The organism is Micromonospora sp. NPDC000668 (assembly GCF_042897975.1).
In the GTDB taxonomy this organism is placed as follows: domain Bacteria; phylum Actinomycetota; class Actinomycetes; order Mycobacteriales; family Micromonosporaceae; genus Micromonospora.
The window spans coordinates 49980-66279 of the sequence record NZ_JBIAYP010000005.1 but is presented as its reverse complement, the minus strand read 5'-3'; the positions used below and the strand labels follow the sequence as shown (position 1 = coordinate 66279).

Genomic DNA, 16300 nt, shown 5'->3' with positions numbered 1-16300 from the left:
TCGCTCCTCATGCGGGGACCCTCAGGATGGGAGGTCCGACCGAGCGGTGTACTCACGCCGGGCGTCATCCCGGCGTGCCGGGACTGACCGGCGGCGGCAGTATCGGGCTGTCGGCCCGACTGTTGTTCTCGGTCAGCAGCCGCGCGAGCCTCAGCGCGACCTGGAGCTCGGTCCGTCGCTCCGTCAGCGGGCGGCCCAGCAGCTCTGCGGCCTTCTGCAGCCGGTTGCGCACGGTGTGCTCATGCAGGTGGAGGTGCGCGGCGGTGGTCACATGACTGCCCCACCGTTGGGAGGCCTCGACGGTCTCGCGCAGCCGCGCGGCCAGGTCGTCGTCGGCACCTAGCTGTCCGAGTTCGGCGTGGACGAACGCACGGGCCTTGACCGAGTCGGCCATCAACAGGATCTCGAGGCTAACGTCGGGGTGGCCCAGCACCCTGGGGCTGCCCGCCGCACCCCACGCCGCGCGCACCCGTTGCACGTCCCGCACCTGGAGCCAGCCGGCCCGCACGCCCTGTACGCCGACGTGCGGGTCGCTGACCGACGCTTCGACGCCGAGGCCGCGGAGGCAGTCGGTCAGGTTGGCGATCCTCGCGGCGCGCCATCCCGGTGGCCGGGGGTGTGCCAGCCACACCACCGTGTTGGTGAGGTCGACCGGATGGACGAGGGTGTCGCGGGTGTGGCACGCCTCGCGCAGCGCGTTGAGGATCTGGCGCGCAGCGCCTTCGGGCATCGCCGGCAGCAACACGGTGATGTGGCTGGCGTCGAGGGGATAGTCGAGCAGAACCAGGTCCGACGGTGGGAGTGGCGTGGAGTCCTCGCGTAGCAGATGCTGGACGAGGCCGTTGCGTACGTGCTCGCGCGAGCGGCTCAGCGCCTCGTCGGCCCGGGCGAAGCTGTCCGCGACCTGCGATGCCACCTGGTGCTGGTAGCCGAGCAGCAGCGCAGTCATGCCGCGTAGTGCCTCGAGACTCTCTGCGCGCGGGACGTCGTTGCGGTCGGCCCGCTCGACCAGCCGGTCGCTCCACTCGTGCCACATGGTCAGGAAGCCCACACGGTAGGACCGCTGCAGTGCCGTCTGCGGCAACCTGAGCCGGGCCTGCAGGCGGGCCAGGGCGAACGGCTCGGCGAGCGTCACCTCAGTGAGGTGGATCCGCCCGGCGATGACCTGGCGGAGGTGGCGGAGGTTCTCGACCACGCTGGCCCGTAGCCGGGACACGAACTCGTCGTTGTCGCGCAACGTGTCGAACGCCGCCGCGAGGTCCGCCTCGACGACCCGGTCCGCCAGGGCCACCAGATCCACGCCGTCGGAGGCCTCGCGTGCCCACGTCGGCAGGCGCACGTCGGCGTCTGGACGCGGTCGTGGGGCTGGTGTGGGCGTAGTCACCTGGTGGAGCGAGGCGGAGGTCATGAGGCCACGGTGCCGCCGGCCGCGGATCCGTGCCGATGTGTCGCTCACCACACTGTCGCCTCAGAAATGGGTGGCCCCACATGGTGGCGCGTCGCGTGACGCGGCGAGGCTGTGGCGCGTGGGGCGGTGCCGAACCTACCGCCCCCTCTCGAGGAGGACATGCCATGTCACCAGCGACGGCCGGGCCCTGTGGGCACCGGGTGTCAGCGGGCCACCCGCTGGGTGGTCGACCGCTGCACGAGGCTGGTGGCGAACAGACGCTCGCGCCCGGCGCCGATGTCGCCGCCGTGCTCGATGCGCTCCACGAGCAGTCGGGCGGCCGTCCGTGCCATCTCCGACAGGGGCTGGCGGACCGTGGTCAGCTGGAACACCTCCCAGGCTGCCATCGGAACGTCGTCGAAGCCGAGCACCGAAACGTCGCCCGGCACGTCCAGGCCAAGCGACTTCGCGGCGTCGATGGCGCCGAACGCGATCACGTCGTTGCCGCAGATCAGCGCGGTCGGGGGAGTGGCCAGCCGGAGCAGCTCTCGGGCGTTCTGGTAGCCGCACTGGTGCGAGTACGGTCCTTCGCGGACGAGACGCTCGTCGAGTGCGACCCCGGCGTCGACGATGCCGGCGTGCCTGTCCCTGCTCGTCGAGGTGTTAGCGGGGCCACGGATGACGCCGATGGTGCGGTGGCCGAAGTCCAGCAGATGGCGAGCGGCGGCGCGTCCGCCCTGGTAGTTGTCCGCAATGACGCGGTCGACGTCCATCCCGTCGACGTACCGGTTGAGAAGCACGACCGGCAGGTCCCGCCCGGCGAGGGCCTGGCCGAGCCGCGAGTCGAGGGTGGCCGTCGTGACCAGGACGCCGTCGATCGACCGGTTGAGCAGGTTGACCAGGGCCTCCTGCCCGGTCGGGATGTCGGTGCGCTCGGCAAACAGCACGACCCGGTAGCCCATGATCTGCAGCTCGTCGTGCACCGGCGTGAGCAGCGTCGGGAAGAACGGGTTGGTCAGGTCGGAGACGACAACGCCGATGGTGCGTGTGCGCTGTGGCGTCGGGGGAGCCACCCAAGATGGGCGGTAACCCAGCCGCTCGGCGGTTTCCTCGATGAGGCGGCGGGTGTCCTCCCGCACCCGGGGGTCGCCCCGCAGGGCGCGCGAGACCGTCGACTGGGAAACGCCGGCGGCCTGCGCCACGGTCGAGCTGTTCGTCGCAGGGCGCGCGCGGCGCCGTCGTCCCGGACCATCGCCCGTCGTGCCCGGATTCACGCTCACAACCCGTCTCACTTCCTTCTCGTGTCCAGGCGTCGGCCCTCGATGCGGGCAGAAATGCATAATCTATGCACGACGAAGATAGACGATCATCTCGTTGGCTGTCAACTTCCTAGCACTCCGTCTGAGTCCGGAAATATCGGCCACGCAGGCGTGAACCCGGCGGCCGTCGAGCGCATGGTCGAGAACAGGAGCATGCATAAGTTTCCGAGAAATGCTTGACTTGCAAGATTAGTCACGGCAGTCTCAGGCGCCACATCCCCACCACTCCATCCCCACCACTTCACCCCCCACCACTTCACCCCCACCCCCAACCACCACCGGGCCCGTCGTAGCGCGTCGCCCCTGATCGCACCCTCGGACCGGTCGAACGACTCTGAGAGGCACGATATGAGCACTGCACGCATCTTCCGTCCCCACCGCTCGCGCCTGGTGGCCGCCGCCGGTGTCATTGCCCTGCTGGTCTCCGGCTGTGGATCGCGCCCAGGCGCCGCCAAGGGCGGCGAGGCAAAGGACGCCGGCGGCGTCGTCAACATGGTGATGGCTCCCGACCCGGTCTGGAAGTGGATGGAGAGCCAAGGCATCAAGCAGCAGATGGAGGAGGAGGCGGGGATCCAGGTCCTCACCTCGTCCTCTTGGGACGAGTACGGGGTGTACGCCGGCGGTCACGCGGACGTCGTCTCAGCCGCGTCGTACGAGGTACCCGACCTGGAAAAGCAGACCGGCGAGAAGACAACAATCTTCGGCAAGTTCAATTCCGACAGAAGCATCCTGGCCGTGTCGGCAAAGAGCAACGCCCAGACCATCTGCGACCTCAAGGGCAAGAAGATCGTGACGCACAGCGCCGTCTCGATCACGATCATGTGGGGCGTCTACGCCCGCAAGTTCTGCAACCTCGACCTGCGCGCCGGGGGCGGCGACTTCGAGCTCGTCGTGACCGACCCGCAGAACGCCGCCGGCCTCATCGAGCGTGGTGACGCCGACGCCGGTCTGCTGCTGCCCGACTTCTCGATTCCGCAGCTGTCCAGCGGCGCGATCAAGCCGCTCTACGACTCCAAGTCGGTCTCGCAGATCTACGCCGAGAAGTTCTCTTCCGACCCGCAGAACGTCACCCACCCGCAGAACAATGTCTTCGTCGCTCGTAAGGCCTGGGTCGAGAAGAACCCCGACGAGGCGGCCTTCCTGGTCAAGATCTGGGACCGCGGCGTGCAGGAGTGGGCCAAGAACCGCGACGCGATCGTCAAGGCCTACCCCGAGGACTTCGCCGCCGAGACGCCCGAGGAGAAGGCGTTCATCCAGGACTGGCTGGCCAACAAGTACGACTGGTTCGTCGACACGACCTACCTCGACCAGGCGTGGGTCGACAGCGAGACCAAGCTGTTCGAATTGATGAAGGAGACCGGCTTCGTCGACAAGAACACGCCGGCCCCCGACTTCACCATCATCCCGAAGTCCTGAACCTCGAGTCCCGACGCATCCAGCAGGCCCGGTGTGGCCGGGTGAGTGGGCCCGGTAGGGCCGAGTGAAGGAGAGATGATGACGGATCAGCTGGTGGGCGCGGCTTCGGCCGCGCCCCCCGCGGACCCCGACGACCGCGAGGCGAGCGCCCGCAGGATCGACCGGCTGCGGCGCTGGCGGCGCACCGGCCTGCTCGTCCTGGGCTGGATCGCGATGTTCCTGCTATGGGAGTTCGGCTCTTGGTGGTACGGATCCCGGCTGCTGCCCCGCCCGCACGAGGTCTTCCAAGCGGCGGTCGAGATCGTCGAGAACGGCAACTTCGTCACCGACTTCTCGGCGAGCGTGCTGAAGACCTTCGCCGGTTTCGGGGTCGCCGCCGCCATCGGGGCGCCGGTCGGCTATCTGATGGGCCGGTACAACTACTGGCGGGCGTTCTTCCACGGTGGCGTGACCATCGCTGGCACGATCCCCGCGATCGTCTACGCGGTCATGTCGCTGATCGTGTTCGGCCTGTCGAACTTCGGGCCGATCCTCGCGGTCGCGCTCGTGTCCGCGCCCTACGTCGCGCTCAACGTCGCCGAGGGCATCCGGGGCGTCGACAAGTCCCTGGTCACCATGAGCGAGGCCTTCGGGCGGGCCCCGCACCAGATCCGCCGGGAGGTGCTGCTCCCGACGATCGTGCCGTTCGTGTTCGCCGCGATCCGGATGTGCTTCGCAGTGGCCTGGAAGGTCGAGGCGCTGACCGAGGTGTTCGGAGGCCGCAACGGTGTCGGCTTCCAGATCCGCACCGAGTACCAGCTCTACGACATCGCTGCCGTGCTCGCGTGGACGTCCCTGTTCATCGTGTTCATGCTCCTCATTGAGCGCCTGGTCCTGTTCAAGGCCGAGGCACGGCTCCTCGCATGGCGTCCGGAGGAAAGGAGTTCCGCCTTATGAGCACCACGTTCCAGGCCACCGCCAACCGGCGCCGCTCGACCAGCGAGATCGAGCAGAGCACGCCGGCCTGGCGCAAGCGGCTCACCTCCGACGGGGCCGCCCGGGTCGCCGCGCTGCTGTCCTTCTTCCTGTTCTGGGTCCTGATGTCGCTGCTCTTCGGCCGCGTCCCGGGCCCGGTCGAGGTGGTGCAGCGACTCGGCGAGGAGTTCTCCCGCGGCGAGGTCTTCGGCAACTTCGGCTCGACGCTCTACCGCTTCGGCGTCGGGTTGCTGCTCGCGACCGTCGTGGGCATCGCGATCGGTGTGCTGATGGGCCTCTCCTCGCTGTCCCGGGCGTTCTTCGAGAGCCCGGTCCTGGTCGGCCTGTCGATCCCGGCGATCATCTGGTCGTTTCTCACGGTGATGTGGTTCGGCTTCGGCGACATGAGCCCGATCATCACGACGTTTCTGACCTCGGTGCCGTTCGTGGTCGTCAACGTCGCCCAGGGCGTGCGGGGCGTCTCCCGCGACCTGCGCGATATGTCGTCGACGTACAACGTGCCGGTCACCCGCCGCATCCGCGACCTCGTCCTCCCAGCCGTCACCGGGTACATCGCGGCCGGCGTGCGCTTCGCGATCATCATCGGCTGGAACGGCGTCCTGCTCGCCGAATGGTTCGGCGGCGGCGGGGGTGTCGGTTACCGGGCCCGCTTCTGGTACGACGCCAACCGGTTCGGCGGGTTCGCCGCCTGGGTCGTGCTGTTCGTCGGCTTCATCGTGCTGCTCGACCGGCTCGTGCTCGACCGCGCGATCAAGCGCGCCTTCCGCTGGCGGGATGGCTGATGATCCCGTCCGCCCTCATCCTGCACACCCCCAGCCCTAGGGAGCTCTCGTGGCAGTCCTGACCGTCAAGAACCTCGCCAAGACCTTCAACCTGGGCACTCCCCGGGCGAGCCGGGTCCTTGACGACATCTCCTTCGAGGTGAGCGGCCAGACATTCGTGTCGATCGTCGGGCCCTCGGGCTGCGGCAAGAGCACGCTGCTCAACATCATCTCGGGCGTGGAGGAGCACACCTCCGGCGAGATCAGCCTGACCAGTGACGATGGCGGCCCGGCCCGTATGGGCTACGTCTTCCAGGACCCGCGGCTGCTTCCCTGGCGCAGCGTCATGCGGAACATGATGTACGTCCAGGATGACCGGAGCGAGGCCACCGTGGCCAGGGCCAAGCGGTACCTCGAGATGGTGGGCCTGGCGAAGAACGCCAACTTCTATCCCGGTCAGCTGTCCGGCGGCATGCAGCAGCGCGTCGGCATCGCCCGTGCCTTCGCGGTCGAGCCCGACCTGCTGCTGATGGACGAACCGTTCAGCCATCTCGACGCGATCACCGCCCGAGGGCTTCGCGCGCAGCTACAGGACATCTGGGCCCAGTCGAAGAAGACCGTGGTCTTCGTGACCCACGACGTCGTCGAGGCCGTCGAGCTGTCCGACCGGATCATCGTGCTCCAGCCCGGCGGCCGGATCTACGAGGACATCACCATCGATCTGCCCCGCCCGCGCCGGCAGACCGACCCCACGGTGGCCACCCTCCAGGCCGAGGTGCTCGCGCGTCTCGAGGCCATGAAGGAAATGAGCCCCACTGCCGAGCCCGTGGCCTGACCGCACCCGCCCAGGACAGGAGCACCATGAGCACCCACCTGAAGTCCCCCACCGGCGGCGTGCCCGCCGCCCACGGCAACGATGACGTCTCCGCCGTCGTCCGCGAGGTGATCAAGGACGTTCGCGTGAACGGCGACGAGGCCGTACGCCGCTACTCCGAGAAGTTCGACAACTGGTCGCCCGAGTCGTTCAGGCTCGGGCCGGAGCAGATCGAGGAGCTCGTCGCGTCACTGACGTCCGAGGTCGTCGACGACATCCGAACCGTGCAGGCCAACGTCCGCGACTTCGCCCAACGCCAGCGCGACACCCTGCAGGACTTGGAGGTGGAGACCCAGCCGGGCGTGTTCCTGGGCCAGAAGCACCTGCCGATCGTCGCGGCCGGTGCCTACGTGCCCGGGGGCCGCTACCCGCTGACCGCCTCGGCGCACATGACCGTCGTGACAGCGAAGGTCGCCGGGGTCGAGCGGGTCACTGCCTGCACCCCGCCGCTGCGCGGAAAGATCCCAGCGGCGACCGTGGCCGCCCTACACATGGCCGGCGCGGACGAGATCTTCCTGCTCGGCGGTGTCCAAGCGGTCGCCGCGATGGCCATCGGCACCGAGTCGATCGGCAAGGTCGACCTGATCGCCGGACCGGGCAACGCGTACGTCGCCGAGGCGAAGCGGCAGCTGTTCGGTGAGGTCGGCATCGACCTGTTCGCCGGACCGACCGAGATCCTCGTCGTGGCCGACGATGCCGCCGATCCGTTCGTGGTGGCCGTCGACCTGCTCAGCCAGGCCGAGCACGGGCCGGACTCCCCGGCGGTGCTCATCACCACCTCAGAGGCACTCGCCCGAGCGGTCATGGTCCACGTCGACGAGATCCTTCCGGGCATGTCGACCAACGACATGGCCGGCCCCGCGTGGCGCGACCACGGGGAGGTGCACGTCGTCGAAAACCTCGACGCGGCGTACGCGCTCGCCGACACCTACGCCAGCGAGCACGTGCAAATCCTCACCCGCAACCCGCGCGAGGCGCTGGACAAGATGCGGCACTACGGCGCGCTCTTCCTCGGCGAGGGCACCTGCGTGTCATATGGCGACAAGGTGATCGGCACCAACCACGTGCTGCCCACCCGCGGTGCCGCCCGCTACACCGGCGGGCTGTGGGTCGGGAAGTACCTGCGCACGGTGACGTACCAGGAGGTCACCGATCCGGCCGCCAGCGCCCGGCTCGGCGAGCTGTGCGGCCGCGCCGCACGCGTGGAGCTCTTCGAGGGTCACGCCCGCTCCGGCGACGTCCGGGCCGCGAAGTACGCCGGCGCGCAGCTGCCTTGGGCGCCCACGCCCGTCGGCTGAGTCCGCTTTCGCCCCACGTCCCAACGAACAGAAGGTCATCCATGCCCAGCGGATCCCACCGAACCGTCGACATCCACGCCCACGTCATCCTCCCCGACTGCCAGCCGCTCGTGGAGGGGCTGATGGCGCCGGAGATGGAGCCGTTCAGCTACTACGGCGGCGACGAGACCAACGCCTACCAGCTCGAGCACGTCCGCGAGATCATGCCGCAGGCAACCGACCCGCAGACACGGATCGCCGACATGGACCGGATGGGCATCGACGTCCAGGCCATCTCGGTGGCCCCGGCCGGCTACTTCTACTGGGCCGACCCGGAGCTTGCCCGTGAGCTCGCCCGGATGCAGAACGAGAACCTCGCCAAGATCGTCGGCGACCACCCCGATCGGTTCGTCGGGTTGGCCACCGTACCGATGCAGGACGTGCGATCGGCGGTCGAGGAACTCGAGCGGTGCGTCACGGAGTTCGACTTCCGGGGCGTCGAGATCAACACCAACGTCATGGGAATGGATCTCGACGACCGCCGGTTCCGGCCGTTCTTCGCCAAGGCGGAGGAGCTCGACGTCGTCGTGATGCTGCACCCCAACGGGTTCACGGGCGGCGAACGGTTCCGGAAGTACTACCTGACCAACGTCATCGGCAACCCGCTCGACACCACGCTCGCGCTGACCCGAATCATCCATGGCGGGGTCCTCGAGGAACACCCCAACCTCAAGCTGGTCGCCGTGCACGGCGGCGGCTACCTGCCGTTCTACTCCTCCCGAATGGACCACGCCTACGAGTTGCGGCCCGAAGGCCGGCACCACATCTCACGACCGCCGAGCACCTACCTCAAGCAGATCTACGTCGACTGCCTGGTGTTCGACGCGCCGCACCTGGAGTTCCTGGTCGAGCAGATGGGCGCCGATCACGTCGTCATCGGCACCGACTATCCGTTCGACATGGGCCACTACGACCCGCTCGGCCAGATCGACGGGACCCGCGGGCTCAGCGACGACGACCGGGAGGCCATCCGCGGTCGGACGGCAGCGCGGTTGCTGAAGCTCACCGACTGATCCGCCGACCGGGGCGCGCGCCGTCAGACCAAACCGGCGGCCGCGATCCCGGCCAGCACGCACGCCTCGTCCACGTCCGAGACGTCGCCACTCGCGCCGACGGCTCCCAGCAGGGAGCCGTCGGCGTCCCGTACCAGAACACCTCCCGCCGCGGGCGCCAGCCGACCGCCGGTCACGGCGGCGAGCGAGGCGAAGAACGTCGGCTGCCGCTCCGCCCGCTGGGCGATCTCCCGCGACGACATGCCCATACCGAGCGCGCCGAAGGCCTTGGCGGTCGCGATCTCGACGCGCAGGATGCCCGCGCCGTCCTCGCGCTTCACCACGACCACGTGGCCGCCCGGGTCGAGCACCGCCACCGCGAGCGGCGCCGCCCCGGCCGCGCGGGCGTGTCGCAGCGTCCCGGCGGCAACCGCCTCCGCCTGCGCCAAGGTCATCCCGCTCAACCCCGCACCTCCGCCTCGACGACCTCCAGCAGCGCGGCCGCGTCGGCATCGGCCCACCCGGCGTCCACCGCCTTCGTGTACAGCGGCAGTGTCGCGTCGAGCACCGGCGTGGCGACGCCGACCGACGCGGCCAGCTCCTGCACCAATGAAACGTCCTTGACGAACATCGACACCCGCGCGGTCGCCGGCCGGTAGGCACGCTCGACCATGAGCGACCCGCGCTTGTCGAAGATGACCGACCCGCCCGCCCCCTCGCGGACTGTCTCGTAGAGGACGGCCGGGTCGAGGCCCGCGGCCACGCCGAGCGCGAACGCCTCCGCCGTCGACGCGTTGTGGATCGACACCAGCAGGTTGGCGACCAGCTTCATCGTGATGCCGTGGCCGAAGGGCCCGACGAACCGTACTGACCGCGCGAACGCTGCCATCACCGGACGGGCTTTCTCGAACGCCGCCTCGTCGCCGCTGCCGAGCACCACCAGGTCGCGGTCGCGGGCCTGCGCGCCGGTACCGCTGAGCGGGCAGTCGAGCAGCGGTACGCCGACCGCGGCGAGCAACTCGCGGCACTCCTGCTTCACGGCCAGCGACAGCGTCGACGTCTCGACGACGACGAGGTCGGCCGGCTCTGCGGCGGCGAGGCCCCGGCACACCTCCAGCGCCGCCGCGGCGGACGGAAGCGAGGTGACCACGACCGCCGACTCGCGCGCGAGGGCGGCGAGGTCGCGGGCCGGGCGGCCGCCGCGGGCGACCAGTTCGTCGACCGCGGGCCGGGCCAGGTCGGTGCCGGTCACGTCGAAGCCGGCGGTCAGCAGGTGGCCGGACATCGCCGACCCCATGATCCCGAGGCCGACCACGCCGACCGTCGTCACGTCCGTCTGGGCTGTCGTCATCCGGCCACCCTAGGGCGAGCCGGTGTGAACAGGGGTGTCAGCAAACGTCAGTGCCGGGCCGCCGGACTGCTGGGCGACAGGTGTCCCAGGCTCAGGGGCGGCGCAGCACGAGGTCGCAGGCGATGCGGACTTCGGGGCGGTCGAGCCGGAGCCCCGAAATCGCGGCTATCCGGTCGAGCCGGTGCCGGACGGTGGTGACGTGCACGCCGAGCTCGCGGGCCGTCGCCGAGGCGCTGCCGCACGCTGCGAGGAACGCGCGCAGAGTGCGCTCCAGCTCGCCGCCTTCTGGCCCGGTGCCGCGGTCGGCCGCGCGCAGCCGATCGATCCCCGACAGCCGGACACCCGCCGGCAGCGCGGCAACCACGTCCGCGACGAGCACCTCGGCATCGACGTCCGCGTACGCGACGAACGACCCGTCGTCGCCTGCCACGACTGTCGCGGCGGTCGCCTCGGCACGCAGCCTCGGCAGGACGGCGAGGCCGGCGCCGACCGAGCTCGCCGCGACCCGCATGGTGCGCAGCGGGCCGTCGCCAGCGAGCCTCAACACCTCCTGGCCGAGCCGCGCGGCCATCTTCTCGGACTCTTCGGCCCGCAGGGCCACCAGGGCGAGCCCGCCGTCGCCGCGGGGGGTCACCACCCAGCGGCGGTGGAACGAGTCAAGACAGAGACGCAGGTGCTCCAGCAGGCGCGTCCTTCCGGCCTCCCCGTCCTGCGTCCGTGCCCGCGCCTGTGCCGGACCGGCGACGGACAGGACCACGAAGCGGCCGTCCCGGTCGAAGCCGAGCCGGTCGGCGGCGGCAGGTGCTCCGGGCAGTCCGTCGAGCAGCGCGGAGGCGAGCCGCGACCGGTGCGCCTCCTCGGCGTCGAGCCGCTCAAGGTGCCGCAGCAGGGCGGGCGTCTCCTCGTCGACGGCGCGGCGGAAGGCGCGGGCCGCCCCATCGCCGAGCGGCCGCTCGCCCTCCGCGACCCAGGCGAACCCCAGCAGGCGGTCTCCGGCCCGGAACGCCGTGATCAGCCGGCGGTGCGCCTTCCACGGGCCGTCGGACAGGTCGACGACGTCCGCGGTGCCGCGGAGCCGGTCGAGGCTTCCGGTCCGGGTCAGATGCTCGAGCCACACACCCGGGATCCTGCGGCCGAGGATCGCCTCGGCGCGGCCACGGTCCATCGGGCCGACGAAAGCGGAGTAGCCGAGCACTCGGAACGACGGGTCCTCCAGGATGACCGGGCCGCCCACCACCTCGGCGATCCGGTCCGCGATGTCGAACGGCGACGCGGTGGCCCCGGGCCGGGGCGGTGTCATGCGTGCCGAACCGGGACGCCGGACCGCTTCACCGATCGGTGCGTTCATGACCGTAAACCTACTCCGATTGAAGCGTCCGTGCCGCGCGCGGCCGCCCTAGAGTTCCGACACCCAGCCACCCCGGTCAGCGGGGCCGGCCCGACGGAAGGGAGTGTCGACGTGCAGCTCGTCGACCTGTCACAGGACATCTACCAGGGCATGCAGGTCTATCCCGGCCACCTCAAGACCGTGGTGTTCGACCACGCGTTGCACGAAGAGACGGCGCTGCGCTTCGTGGGCGGCTTCTCGTTCCAGACCAAGGGCATCATCTTCAACGACAACGGCCCGACCCACGTCGACTCGTTCTCCCACCTCGACCCCGACCCGTCGGCCCAGACAATCGACCAGATGTCGCTCGACCTGTTCTACGGGCCGGCGGTCTGCCTCGACGTCTCGCACGTCGGCGCCGGCCAGGACATCACCGCCGAGCATCTCGACGCGGCGCAGGACGCCGTCGACGTGACCGTCGAGCGCGGCGACATCCTGCTGCTGCATACCGGGACGCACGGCCGGTACGCCGGGCAGCCGCAGTACCTCACCGAATTCCCCGGCCTCGGAGAGACCGGCAGCGAATGGATCGTCGAGCACGGGGTGAAGACGTTCGGCGTGGACAGCCCGACACCCGACAACCCGACCAGCAAGTCCTACCCGTGCCACATGATGTGCCGCCGCCACCACATCACCCACTACGAGAACCTCACCAATCTCCACCAGCTGATCGGCAAGCGGTTCACGTTCGTCGGCTTCCCGCTCAAGGTGCTCGGCGCCCACGGCGGCCCGACCCGCGCGGTCGCCCTGCTCGATGGTCCAGCGTGACCACCGTCGACGGGCCCGCCTTCCCGGGCGACCGGGTGGCGGGCCGTACCGCCGTCGTGACCGGTGCCGGCAGCGGGCTTGGCCGTGCGATCACGCTCGCTCTCGCGGCCCGCGGCGCCCGCGTGGTCGCGGTCGGGCGCAACCGGGAGCGGCTCGATGCCGTGGCGGCCGAGGCCAAGGCGATGTCCGGCAGCGTCCGGGTCACGGCGGCCGACGTGTCCGACCCGGCGAGCGTTGCCGCGCTCGCCGAGGAGGTGGCCGACGAGACGGTGGGGATCCTGGTCAACAACGCCGGCGTCCCTGGCCCCGTCGCGCCGCTGGTCGACATCAAGCCCGACGAGTGGGACGACGTCTTCGCGATCAACGTCCGCGGCATCTACCTGATGTGCCGGGCGTTCCTCCCGGCGATGGTCGAGCGGGGCGTCGGCGACGTGATCAACCTCGCGTCGGTGAGCGGCAAGCGCCCGCTGATCCGCCGCACGCCGTACACCGCCTCCAAAATGGCGGTGATCGGGCTGACCGCGACGCTCGCGTACGAAGTGGGCCCGGCGGGCGTCTCGGTGAACTGCCTGTCGCCGGGTCCGGTCCAGGGGCCGCGGATGACCCGCAACTTCAACCTGGAGGCCGAGCGCACTGGGACGACGTACGAGGAGGCCGAGGAGGCGTTCGTGTCGCGGGCAGCGCTGCACCGGATGCTCACCGAGGACGAGGTGGCCGCGGCCGTCGTCGCGATGCTGCACATGCCCGGCCTCTGCGCGGCCGACATCGACCTGTCCGCGGGGATGGTGGCGCGCTAAGCCCCGTCCCGCTCCTGGGTGAGCAGGTAGTCGAGCACGACGGCGTGTGACGACGCGAGGTGGGCGCGGGTGAGCTCGGCGGCAGCCCGCGCTTCCTGCGCCTTCACCGCGTCGAGGATCTGCCGGTGCTCCTCCTGCAGGTGCCCGGCCTGGCCGACCACGTCGAGATGGAAATAGATGTAGCGGTCGGCGAGCCGCCGCAGCTGCTCGACCATCGCGATCATGCGCGGCCGTCCGGCCAGCGTGTAGACCTCCGCGTGGAAAGCCGCGTTGGTCTCCACCCAGGTGCCCGGCCCGATGGCCGGGTCATCCATCACCGCGAGCAGATGGGTCATCCGCGTAATGCCGGCCCGGCCCACCCGCGGGACGGCGAGCCGGGTGGCGACGGGTTCGACCGCCTCACGCAGCTCGTAGAGTTCCTGCAGATCGTCGATGGACAGCGGGGTCACCACCGCGGTCGCGCCGCGTAGCTCGACGAGCCCTTCGCTGGCGAGCTGCTGGAGGGCGTCGCGGACCGGGATACGGCTGACGCCGTACTCCTCGGCCAGGCCTGCCTGCGACAGCGCGGTCCCCGGCAGGAGCTGCCCGCTGGACACACGCTCGCGCAGGCTACCCGCCACTCGCGCGGCGGCCGACTCGGTGGACACCCGAGCAGTCTGCCGTACGCCGGTTGAACCCGTCATGCCGCCACGTCAGCCCTCGCCACGGCGTAGCGACCCGACCACGAGCCGGTCGATGCTCACGTCGAGAGCGCGCTCGTCGCCAACATCGCCGAACACCCGGAGCATGTCCTTGATGTCGCCGTGCACCCGCGGGCTGCGGGCGCGCAGCTGCGCAACCATGTCGTCGACCCGCTTGGTCAGGGCGTCACGCGTGTCGACCACCTCGTTGAGCAGGCCGAGCTCCGCCGCCTGTTCGGCGGCCAGTGGCTCTCCCGTCGCGGTGAGCCAGAACGCCTTCCGGCGGCCGACCACGCGAGGCAGCCAGGCGAGGACCAGGGCCGGCGCGAGGCCGATGCCGACTTCGGGGAACCGGAAGGCCGCGTCCCGCACCGCCACCGATACGTCGAAGGCCGCCACCAGGCCGACACCGAACCCGGCCGCGTCGCCCTGCACCTCGGCGACGGTCACCAGCCTCGTCCGCTGAGCCGAGCGGGTGAGCCCGGCGAGCGCCTCGGCCTCCGCCCGCACCTCGGCCGGGGTCGAGCCGCCACGGTCGCGGCCAAGGCAGAACACGTCACCGGTTGCCCGCAGGCGCAGCACGTGCGCGCCCTCCGGCGGGTCGTCGAGCACCGCCGCCAGCTGTCCGCACAGCTCGATGCTGAACAGGTTTTCCGGGGGCCGGGACAGCTCGGCCAGGATCACGCCGTTCTCGACCGGTTGGATGGTCAGGTCGCTCATCAGTTCAGCCTTCCGGTCGCTTTGCCGCCGTACCAGTCAACGTCGTCGGGCGCCGTCCGGACGGTCACCGCACGCACCTGCGTGAAGTCGTGGAACGACTCCCAGCCGCCCTCGCGGCCGATTCCGCTCTCCTTGAGACCACCCCACGGGGAGGACGGGTCCAGGCGGTGGTGGTCGTTGATCCAGACCATCCCGGCCTCGAGCCGGGACGCCACGCGGTGGGCGCGGGCGATGTCACGGGTCCATATCGCGGAGCCGAGGGCGTACGGCGAGTCGTTGGCGATCGCGACGGCCTCGTCCTCCTCGTCGAAGGGGATCACCACGACGACGGGGCCGAAGATCTCCTCGCGGGCCACGGTCATGTCGTTGGTGACATTGGCCAGCACGGTCGGCTGCACGAAGAAGCCGTCCTCCAGCCCGGGCACGGTCGCGGCGGCGCCACCCGTGACGACGCGGGCGCCGGACCGCACGCCCTCGGCGATGCGGCCGAGGATCCGGTCCCTGGCTCGGGCGGAGATCACCGGGCCGAGCTGTGTGGACTCGTCGCTGGGGTTGCCGATGCGAATTCCCTCGGCGACCGCGGTCAGCGCGTCGAGGAACCCGTCGTGGATGCTGCGGTGCACCAGCAACCGGCTACCCGCGATGCAGGTCTGGCCGGCCCCGATGAAGCCGCCGAACGCGGCGCCGCGCGCGGCCACGTCGACGGGGGTGTCACCGAAGATGATGACCGGCGACTTGCCGCCGAGCTCGAGTGTGGTCTTGGCGAAGCGCCTCGCCGCCGCGAGCGCGATCGACCGGCCAGGCTCGGTGCCGCCGGTGAACACCACCTTCTTCACCAACGGGTGCTCGGTGAGAGCGGCGCCCACGACCGGGCCGAGGCCGTTGACGACGTTGAGTACGCCGTCGGGAATGCCGGCCTCGTGGGCGATGTCGGCCAGCAACATCGCGGTCAGGGGGGTCTGCTCGGACGGCTTCAGCACCACCGAGTTGCCGGTCGCCAGCGCGGGCGCGAGAGCCTTCGACGCGATCATCATCGGGTGGTTGAACGACGCCAGGATCGTGACCACGCCGAGGGGCAGCCGGCTGGTGTACGAGTGGTAGGGCCCGGGCATCGGGACCACCGCGTCGCGGTCCGCGAGCAGCAGCGAGGCGTTGTAGCGGTACCACTCCGGCAGCCGGGTGATCTGCGCCTTCGTCTCGGTCAGTGGCCGGCCGTTGTTGGCGGTCTCCAGCTGGTAGAGGTCGCTCATCCGCGCCGCGATCCCGTCAGCGAACCGGTGCAGGATCCGCGACCGCTCGTGGATTGGCATCCGACTCCACACGCCGGAGTCGAAGGCCGCTTGCGCGACCCGGACGGCCTCCTCGACGTCGGCCTGGTCGGCACTGTCGGCGACCGCGAGCACGCCGCCCGTCGCGGGATTGACGACATCGAGCCGAGGGCCCCGCCCCTCGACAACCCGGCCGCCGATGCGTAGCCCGGTCGCCAATGGTCCAGAGGGGAGCGCCACCGTCGGCCGGATGTGGGCCGTGGTCACG

Annotated in this window: 16 protein-coding genes; 8 read left to right on the top strand and 8 right to left on the bottom strand. The window is 70.2% G+C overall.

Going from position 1 to position 16300, the window contains the following annotated elements:
- Window positions 1-64 precede the first annotated feature (64 nt).
- Together ACFY29_RS24950 and ACFY29_RS24945 are read right to left on the bottom strand one after the other, a co-directional pair.
- On the bottom strand, window positions 65-1339 hold the full coding sequence (locus ACFY29_RS24950) for a helix-turn-helix domain-containing protein (protein WP_355611927.1): 1275 nt from the start codon (window positions 1337-1339) through the stop codon (window positions 65-67).
- A 272-nt stretch (window positions 1340-1611) separates the two neighbouring features.
- Entirely contained in the window at window positions 1612-2589 is a 978-nt protein-coding gene (locus tag ACFY29_RS24945; protein ID WP_328415401.1) for a LacI family DNA-binding transcriptional regulator, read from the bottom strand.
- Between the two features lie 465 nt (window positions 2590-3054).
- Between ACFY29_RS24945 and ACFY29_RS24940 the strand changes: the two genes are divergently transcribed.
- The 6 genes from ACFY29_RS24940 to ACFY29_RS24915 all read left to right on the top strand — a co-directional run bounded on the left by ACFY29_RS24940 (window position 3055) and on the right by ACFY29_RS24915 (window position 9082).
- On the top strand, window positions 3055-4122 hold the full coding sequence (locus ACFY29_RS24940) for an ABC transporter substrate-binding protein (protein WP_386990038.1): 1068 nt from the start codon (window positions 3055-3057) through the stop codon (window positions 4120-4122).
- A 78-nt stretch (window positions 4123-4200) separates the two neighbouring features.
- Complete coding sequence (locus ACFY29_RS24935; RefSeq protein ID WP_386990036.1) at window positions 4201-5058, top strand: ABC transporter permease; 858 nt, start codon at window positions 4201-4203, stop codon at window positions 5056-5058.
- Window positions 5055-5879 (top strand): ABC transporter permease, encoded by an 825-nt coding sequence (locus ACFY29_RS24930; RefSeq protein ID WP_386990034.1) that lies wholly within the window; start codon window positions 5055-5057, stop codon window positions 5877-5879. The genes ACFY29_RS24935 and ACFY29_RS24930 overlap by 4 nt, the downstream gene beginning before the upstream one ends.
- A gap of 49 nt (window positions 5880-5928) precedes the next feature.
- Entirely contained in the window at window positions 5929-6693 is a 765-nt protein-coding gene (locus ACFY29_RS24925) for an ABC transporter ATP-binding protein (RefSeq protein WP_328415409.1), read from the top strand.
- A 26-nt stretch (window positions 6694-6719) separates the two neighbouring features.
- Window positions 6720-8030, top strand: a complete 1311-nt coding sequence (hisD, locus tag ACFY29_RS24920) for a histidinol dehydrogenase (protein WP_386990032.1) — start codon at window positions 6720-6722, stop codon at window positions 8028-8030.
- A 41-nt stretch (window positions 8031-8071) separates the two neighbouring features.
- Window positions 8072-9082, top strand: a complete 1011-nt coding sequence (locus ACFY29_RS24915) for an amidohydrolase family protein (protein ID WP_386990029.1) — start codon at window positions 8072-8074, stop codon at window positions 9080-9082.
- Between the two features lie 23 nt (window positions 9083-9105).
- On the opposite strand, the gene ACFY29_RS24910 is transcribed toward ACFY29_RS24915, so the two are convergent.
- The 3 genes from ACFY29_RS24910 to ACFY29_RS24900 all read right to left on the bottom strand — a co-directional run bounded on the left by ACFY29_RS24910 (window position 9106) and on the right by ACFY29_RS24900 (window position 11760).
- Complete coding sequence (locus ACFY29_RS24910; RefSeq protein WP_328426562.1) at window positions 9106-9516, bottom strand: heme-binding protein; 411 nt, start codon at window positions 9514-9516, stop codon at window positions 9106-9108.
- 5 nt (window positions 9517-9521) lie between these two features.
- Window positions 9522-10412 carry an NAD(P)-dependent oxidoreductase gene (locus tag ACFY29_RS24905; RefSeq protein WP_386990027.1) on the bottom strand — a complete coding sequence of 297 codons (891 nt, stop codon included), beginning with the start codon at window positions 10410-10412 and terminating at the stop codon, window positions 9522-9524.
- 91 nt (window positions 10413-10503) lie between these two features.
- Window positions 10504-11760: a PucR family transcriptional regulator gene (locus ACFY29_RS24900; RefSeq protein WP_386990026.1), complete on the bottom strand. Its 1257-nt coding sequence runs from the start codon at window positions 11758-11760 to the stop codon at window positions 10504-10506.
- Window positions 11761-11871: 111 nt separating this feature from the next.
- Here ACFY29_RS24900 and ACFY29_RS24895 point away from each other — a divergent pair, with 111 nt between their 5' ends.
- Together ACFY29_RS24895 and ACFY29_RS24890 are read left to right on the top strand one after the other, a co-directional pair.
- Window positions 11872-12567, top strand: coding sequence for a cyclase family protein (locus ACFY29_RS24895; protein WP_386990024.1), 696 nt, complete (start codon window positions 11872-11874; stop codon window positions 12565-12567).
- Window positions 12564-13364, top strand: coding sequence for an SDR family NAD(P)-dependent oxidoreductase (locus ACFY29_RS24890; RefSeq protein WP_386990022.1), 801 nt, complete (start codon window positions 12564-12566; stop codon window positions 13362-13364). Before ACFY29_RS24895 ends, ACFY29_RS24890 begins: the two co-directional genes overlap by 4 nt.
- Here the strand turns inward: ACFY29_RS24890 and ACFY29_RS24885 are convergent.
- The 3 genes from ACFY29_RS24885 to ACFY29_RS24875 are packed head-to-tail and all read right to left on the bottom strand — an operon-like array spanning window position 13361 to window position 16299.
- On the bottom strand, window positions 13361-14011 hold the full coding sequence (locus tag ACFY29_RS24885) for a GntR family transcriptional regulator (RefSeq protein ID WP_328415421.1): 651 nt from the start codon (window positions 14009-14011) through the stop codon (window positions 13361-13363). The two genes, ACFY29_RS24890 and ACFY29_RS24885, sit on opposite strands and share 4 nt — an antisense overlap.
- A 45-nt stretch (window positions 14012-14056) precedes the next feature.
- Complete coding sequence (locus tag ACFY29_RS24880; RefSeq protein WP_386990020.1) at window positions 14057-14764, bottom strand: enoyl-CoA hydratase/isomerase family protein; 708 nt, start codon at window positions 14762-14764, stop codon at window positions 14057-14059.
- Entirely contained in the window at window positions 14764-16299 is a 1536-nt protein-coding gene (locus ACFY29_RS24875; protein ID WP_386990018.1) for an aldehyde dehydrogenase, read from the bottom strand. Before ACFY29_RS24875 ends, ACFY29_RS24880 begins: the two co-directional genes overlap by 1 nt.
- Between the last annotated feature and the right edge of the window lies 1 nt (window position 16300).